The 5,975-nt window shown below is 73.0% G+C and carries 6 protein-coding genes; 1 reads left to right on the top strand and 5 read right to left on the bottom strand.

All coding sequences use genetic code 11. The features are described 5' to 3' along the window. Positions 1 to 97 precede the first annotated feature (97 nt). From ACTUAL_RS06715 to ACTUAL_RS06705, 3 genes are all read right to left on the bottom strand, one after another. On the bottom strand, positions 98 to 574 hold the full coding sequence (locus ACTUAL_RS06715; RefSeq protein WP_096497540.1) for a Dps family protein: 477 nt from the start codon (positions 572 to 574) through the stop codon (positions 98 to 100). Positions 575 to 606: 32 nt separating this feature from the next. Beyond that, a complete protein-coding gene (locus tag ACTUAL_RS06710) occupies positions 607 to 1,029 on the bottom strand; it encodes an organic hydroperoxide resistance protein (protein WP_096491086.1) in 423 nt (140 codons plus the stop codon). A 188-nt stretch (positions 1,030 to 1,217) separates the two neighbouring features. Beyond that, a complete protein-coding gene (locus tag ACTUAL_RS06705) occupies positions 1,218 to 2,672 on the bottom strand; it encodes a catalase (RefSeq protein ID WP_096491085.1) in 1,455 nt (484 codons plus the stop codon). Positions 2,673 to 2,824: 152 nt separating this feature from the next. On the opposite strand from ACTUAL_RS06705, the gene ACTUAL_RS06700 reads away from it, so the two are divergent. Next, positions 2,825 to 4,003, top strand: coding sequence for an MFS transporter (locus ACTUAL_RS06700; protein ID WP_440899637.1), 1,179 nt, complete (start codon positions 2,825 to 2,827; stop codon positions 4,001 to 4,003). Positions 4,004 to 4,103: 100 nt separating this feature from the next. Here the strand turns inward: ACTUAL_RS06700 and ACTUAL_RS06695 are convergent, their stop codons facing one another. Next, positions 4,104 to 4,307, bottom strand: coding sequence for a cold-shock protein (locus tag ACTUAL_RS06695; RefSeq protein ID WP_096491083.1), 204 nt, complete (start codon positions 4,305 to 4,307; stop codon positions 4,104 to 4,106). A 193-nt stretch (positions 4,308 to 4,500) separates the two neighbouring features. Beyond that, positions 4,501 to 5,913, bottom strand: coding sequence for a gluconokinase (locus ACTUAL_RS06690; protein ID WP_440899638.1), 1,413 nt, complete (start codon positions 5,911 to 5,913; stop codon positions 4,501 to 4,503). Positions 5,914 to 5,975: the final 62 nt, after the last annotated feature.

Genomic DNA, 5,975 nt, shown 5'->3' with positions numbered 1-5,975 from the left:
AACCGGGGCGGGCCCTCCCGCACGGCGGTGCGGAGCGGTGAGTGAACGCAGGGTGCTTTTCCCTGCGGTCACTCAGGCCTCCGCACCGCTAGGAGTGTTACTGCTGCTGGGCCTGCCACATCCAGTGGGCTTCCTCGAACTGCTTGGTGATCTCGATCAGCAGGTCCTGGGTGACCGGGTCCGGCTTGTCGGTCTCGTCGATGCGCTCGCGCATCCGCCCGATGAGGGCGGCGAGGGTGGTGACGACGGCCTTGACGACGTCGTCCTCCTTGAGCCAGCCGTCCGGGAACTCCGGCACCCCGGAGGACTCCGCCACGGTCTTCGCCTTGCCGTTGGGCGTGACGCCCAGGGCGGCGGCGCGCTCGGCCACCTGGTCGGCGTAGGTCCGCGCGGTGGTCACCAACTCGTCGAGCTGGAGGTGCACGCTGCGGAAGTTCTTGCCGACCACGTTCCAGTGCGCCTGCTTGGCGACCAGCGACAGGTCGACCAGGTCCACGAGGGTGGCCTGCAGGACGTGGCCGACCGCGTCCTTGGCCTCGTCCGACAGCGGACTGGTGATCGGGGACTTGCTCATGGCGTCCAGCTCCTCCTTCACACGGTGGCGTGTCACACGGTGGTGGTGAGGGCCACCTCGATGTTGCCTCGGGTCGCGTTGGAGTACGGGCAGACCTGGTGGGCGGTCTCGACGAGCTTGTGGGCCGCGGCCTGGTCGGCGCCGGGGATGTGCACGGCGAGCTCGACGGTCAGGCCGAAGCCGCCCTGGTCGTTGGGGCCGATGCCGACCTTGGCGGTGACCGTGGAGTCGGTGATGTCCGCCTTGGCCTGGCCGGCGACCCGCTTGAGCGCGCTGTGGAAGCAGGCCGCGTAGCCCGCCGCGAACAGCTGCTCGGGGTTGGTCTTGTCGCCGCCGGGGCCGCCGAGCTCCTTGGGCATGGCGAGCTGCTCGTCGATCACGCCGTCGGAGGACCGGACCTCGCCGTTGCGGCCGTCGCCCAGTGCGATCGCCTCGGCGGTGTACAGCACGTTCATGCTCGAGTCTCCTTAGAGCCGGTGACGGCGGGACGTCGTCGCCCCGCACTGGCGTCAACACCGGCGACCACGCGGTCTTACCCGGTCGTGCGGCAGCTCACTCTCCGCAGCGGGTGAGTACCCGCGCCGGACTGGATCAACCGGGGTGAGACCCGCGCCACCGCCCGATCCGGTCCGGCGCGGTCCGATCAGGACCTGCCGTCGAAGGCGGCGGCGATCCGGTCGCCGATCCCCTTGTCGATGTTGCGCCAGTACTCGAAGACGCGGCGCAGCACGGGCTCGGAGACGCCGTTGCCCGCGTGCGCGACGACGGTCTCGACGAGCCGGTCGCGCTGGGCGTCGTCCATGACCTCGCGCACGAGCGTGCCCGCCTGGCCCCAGTCGTCGTCCTCGGCGTGCAGCCGGTACGCGGAGCGCACGACGGCGTCCTCGACGCCGTAGGAGGTGGTGGCCTCGGACCCGACCGCCGCTGAGGCGTGCGGGCCGCCGTAGGAGTTGGGCGCGTACACCGGGTCGCTGGCGTTGCCGTAGCGCATCGCGCCGTCCTTGGCGTACGAGTCCACCCGCGACTTGGGCCGGTTCACCGGCAGCTGCGCGTAGTTCGCGCCGATGCGGTACCGGTGCGCGTCGGGGTAGGCGAAGATCCGGCCGAGCAGCATCTTGTCCGGGGAGGCCCCGATGCCGGGCACCAGGTTGGTGGGCTCGAACGCGGCCTGCTCGATCTCGGCGAAGTGGTCGGACGGGTTGCGGTCCAGCACCAGCTTGCCGACCTCGACGAGCGGGTAGTCGCCCTGCGGCCACACCTTGGTGAGGTCGAACGGGTTGAACCGGTAGCCCGCGGCGTCCTCGTACGGCATGACCTGCACGTGCAGCGTCCACGAGGGGAACTCGCCGCGCTCGATGGCGTGCCACAGGTCGGCGCGGTGCGCGTCGGCGTCCTCGCCCGCGATGCGGGCGGCCTCGTCCGAGGTGAGCGTCTCGACGCCCTGGTCGGTCTTGAAGTGGTACTTCACCCAGTGCCGCTCGCCCTCGGCGTTCTCCCACAGGTAGGTGTGCGAGCCGTACCCGTTCTGGTGGCGCCAGGTGCGCGGGATGCCCCGGTCGCCCATGAGCCAGGTGACCTGGTGGGCGGTCTCGGGCTGGAGGGTCCAGAAGTCCCACTGCATGTCGTGGTCGCGGCGGCCGGTGTCGACGCGGCGCTTCTGGGAGCGGATGAAGTCGGGGAACTTGATCGGGTCGCGCAGGAAGAACACCGGGGTGTTGTTGCCGACCAGGTCGTAGTTGCCCTGGCTGGTGTAGAGCTTGAGCGCGAAGCCCCTGGGGTCGCGCCAGGTGTCCGGGGAGCCCAGCTCGCCCGCGACGGTGGAGAAGCGCAGCAGCGCCTCGGTCTTCACGCCGGGCTGGAACAGGGCGGCCTTGGTGTAGCGGGAGACGTCGGCCGTGGTGGTGAAGTGGCCGAAAGCGCCCCCGCCCTTGGCGTGAACCACCCGTTCGGGGACGCGTTCCCGGTTGAACTGGGCGTTCTTCTCGATGAGGTAGTGGTCCTGGAGCAGGATCGGCCCGTTGGGGCCGAGGGTCAGCGAGTGGTCGTCGCTGGCGATCGGGATTCCCGCGTTGTTGGTGGTGGGACGTGCGTCGGTCACGGTGCTCGTCGCTCCTCTGGCGCTCGTCGGTCGGTCCGGTCCCCCTGGGTTCCCGCCCGTGCGGTGGGCGCAACCCACCCAACGCCCTTTTCTGGAGCAAGTCAAGAAAGTGAGTGGATAAAGATGTTGCCCGCGAGAGCGAGGATGTCCCGGTGAGCCTGAACGCCTACCGGTCCGTGCTGCGCACCCCCCAGGTCGTCCCGACCATGCTGGTCGTGCTGCTGGCGCGGATCCCGATCACCGGCGTCGGCATGACGTTGACCATGCACGTGCTGCTCGCCCTGGACCACGGCTACGCCGCCGCGGGCCTGGTCGGCATGGCCGCCACGGCGGGCAGCGCCATCGGGTCGCCGCTGCTCGGGCGGATGCTGGACCGGCGCGGGCTGCGCGCGGTGGTCGGCGTGTCGATCGTGGTGGAGGCCCTGTTCTGGCTCACCGCGCCGCTGCTGTCCTACCCGGTGCTGCTGGTGACCGCGTTCCTGTCCTCGCTGGCCGCGCTGCCGGTGATGAGCCTGGGCAGGCAGGCGCTGACCGCGCTGGTGCCGGAGAGCGGCAGGCGCACCGCGCTGGCGCTGGACTCGATGGCGGTGGAGCTGGCGTTCATGGCGGGCCCCGCGCTCGGCGTGTTCCTGGGCACCCACTTCACCGGGCGGCCCGCGATGTGGGTGATCGGCACGGCCGTGGTGCTGTCCGGGCTGCTGCTGTGGGTGGTGGACCCGCCGCTGCGGGCCGGTGGCGCCGCGCCCGGCGGGCAGGCCCCGCGCGGGTGGCTGGACCGGCGGCTGCTCGGGGTGCTGATCAGCGCGGGCGGGGCGACGTTCCTGCTGACCGGGGTGGAGCTCGCGACGGTGGCGCAGATGCGCGCTCAGGGCCTGACCGGGTGGACCGGGGCCGCGATCGTGGTGATGTGCGCGGCGTCGCTGGTCGGCGGGTTCTGGTACGGCGGGTTCGAGCGACCCGTGCCGGTCTGGGCGCTCATGGCCGGGATGGGGGTGCTCACCCTGCCGCTGGTGGTCGCCGGGGGCTCACCGTGGCTCCTGGGGGCCGCGCTGGCGCTGTCCAGCTTCCTGTGCGCGCCGACGCTGACGGCGACCGGCGAGGCGATCACGACGATGGCCCCGGAGGGGGCGCGCGGCACGGCGCTGGGCCTGCAGGGCACGGCGTTCACGCTCGGATCCGCGCTGGGCCAGCCGGTGGTCGGCTGGACGATCGACCGCGTGGGGCCGTCGACCGGGTTCGCGGTGGCGGCGCTGGGCTCGCTGGCGATCGCCGGGCTCGTGGTGCTGCTGGGCGTCCGGGGGCGGACGCCGGAGCCGGTGGCCGCGGGCTGAGCCCCGACCACCGGCGGCCAGGCCACCGGAAGCCGATCACCGGGGCCCGACCACCCGAGGGTGGCCTCCGCCTGGAGCGGGGCCACCCTGCGCGGCTCGATCAGGAGGGCTGGACGTTCTCAGCCTGCGGCCCCTTGGGACCCTGGGTCACCTCGAACGTGACCGCCTGGTTCTCCTCCAGGGACCGGTAGCCGGAGGCGTTGATCGCGGTGAAGTGCACGAACACGTCCGGCCCACCGCCGTCCTGCTCGATGAAACCGAAGCCCTTCTCGGCGTTGAACCACTTCACCTTGCCAGTTGCCACTGCCTTCTCCTCTGCCGTGAAACATGTCGAACAACCACCACACCGGCCGAACACTCCGGGGCGCGGGCGCGATCCTGCACAGGGCTGCCCCGCGTCGCTCGGCGACACGGCGCGACCCGCGCGGGCTTCCCCCGATCGTGGTTGCGGGCTGAGCCTAAAGCAGAACCGCCCGCTTGGCGCGCCCGCGCCACGCTCAAAGGCCCCGAAGAGCTTCGTACAACCGCTCCACACCCGGTCGCGCCGCCGCGTAGTGCGCCGCCGCGTCCGGGTCCGGCTCGTACCGCCGCTCCGGGACCACCAGGTCAGCGGTGCCCGCCAGCGAGTCCAGCTCGCCCAGCGAGCGCCACGCCAGCAGCGCCGCGCCCACCGCCGACCCGCCGGTGTCCTCCGTGATCTCCAGCGGCACGTCCAGCGCGGCGCACAGCACCGACGCCCACAGCTCGTGCCGCAGCGCGCCGCCCGTGGCCCGCACCAGGCGCACCTCGGCGACCGACCGCACCGCGTCGAGCACCAGCGCCAGCTGCTGCGCGACGCCCTCCACGAGGGCCCTGGTCAGCTCGGCGCGCCCGTGCTCGCGGCGCAGCCCGACCACGGCCGACGTCGCGTCCGCGTCCCACCAGGGGGCCCGCTCGCCCAGCAGGTACGGCAGCGCCGTCACCCCGGACGCGCCGACCGGCACGCGCGCGGCCTCGTCGAGCAGCTCCACCACGTCGGCCCCGAACGACTCGGCCGCCCACGAGGCGACCACGCCGCCGTTGCTGACCGCCCCGCCGACCGTCCACAGCCCGTCGCCGATGGCGTAGCAGAACACCCGGCCGCGCTCGTCCACGGCGGGTTCGGGGCTCACCACGCGCAGCGCCCCGCTGGTGCCCAGCGACAGCGCCGCCACGCCGGGCACGATCGCGCCGACGCCCAGGTTGGCCAGCGGCCCGTCACCGCCGCCGAGCACGACCGGCGTGCCGGGGGCGACCCCGTCGACGACCGCGCGCAGCGGGAACGAGGCGGTGGGCGCGTGCAGCTCGGGGAGCTGCTCGGCGCGCACCCGCGCGTGCTCGAGCGCCTCCGGGCGCCAGTCGAGCGCCCGCAGGTCCATGAGCCCGGTCGCCGACCCGGAGGAGTGCTCGGTGGCGAGCACCCCGGTCAGGTGGGCGAAGACGTAGTCCTTCAGCCCGCACCACCGGTGCGCCCGGACCCCGTGGTCGGCGAACCAGCGCAGCTTCACCAGCGGCGACATGGTGTGCACGGGCGTTCCGGTGGCCCGGTGCAGCGCGACGCCGTCCGCGGCCCGCAGCCGCGCCACCTGCTCGACCGCGCGCCGGTCCGCCCAGCTGAGCGACGGGGTCACCGGCCTGCCGGACTCGTCGAGCCCGAGCAGCGTGTGCAGCGCGCCGGTCAGCACCAGCGCGCGCACGCCCTCGGGGCAGGCGAGCGCCACCTCGGACACCGCCGCCAGCGCGGCGGCGAGCACCTCGTCCGGGTCCTGGGTGGCCTCCCCGGACGGCGTGGTCCGCATCGGGTACCCGCGCTCGGTCGAGCGCAGCACCCGTGCGCGGGGGTCGACCGCGACCACCTTGGGCGCGGGCGTCCCCAGGTCGACCGCGAGCACAACCCCCGTGTCGCGCCACGCCAACAGCCAGCCCGCCCGTTCCTCCGCGATCTCGTCGGTGT

The organism is Actinosynnema sp. (assembly GCF_052038725.1).
Note: the sequence above shows the minus strand (reverse complement) of the source record. Positions and strands in the feature narration are given on the sequence as shown.

What these genes read in the sequence shown, in the direction of transcription:
- ACTUAL_RS06715 (WP_096497540.1), bottom strand. Translation starts at nt 574, where the DNA reads ATGAGCAAGTCCCCGATCACCAGTCCGCTGTCGGACGAGGCCAAGGAC.
- ACTUAL_RS06710 (WP_096491086.1), bottom strand. Translation starts at nt 1,029, where the DNA reads ATGAACGTGCTGTACACCGCCGAGGCGATCGCACTGGGCGACGGCCGC.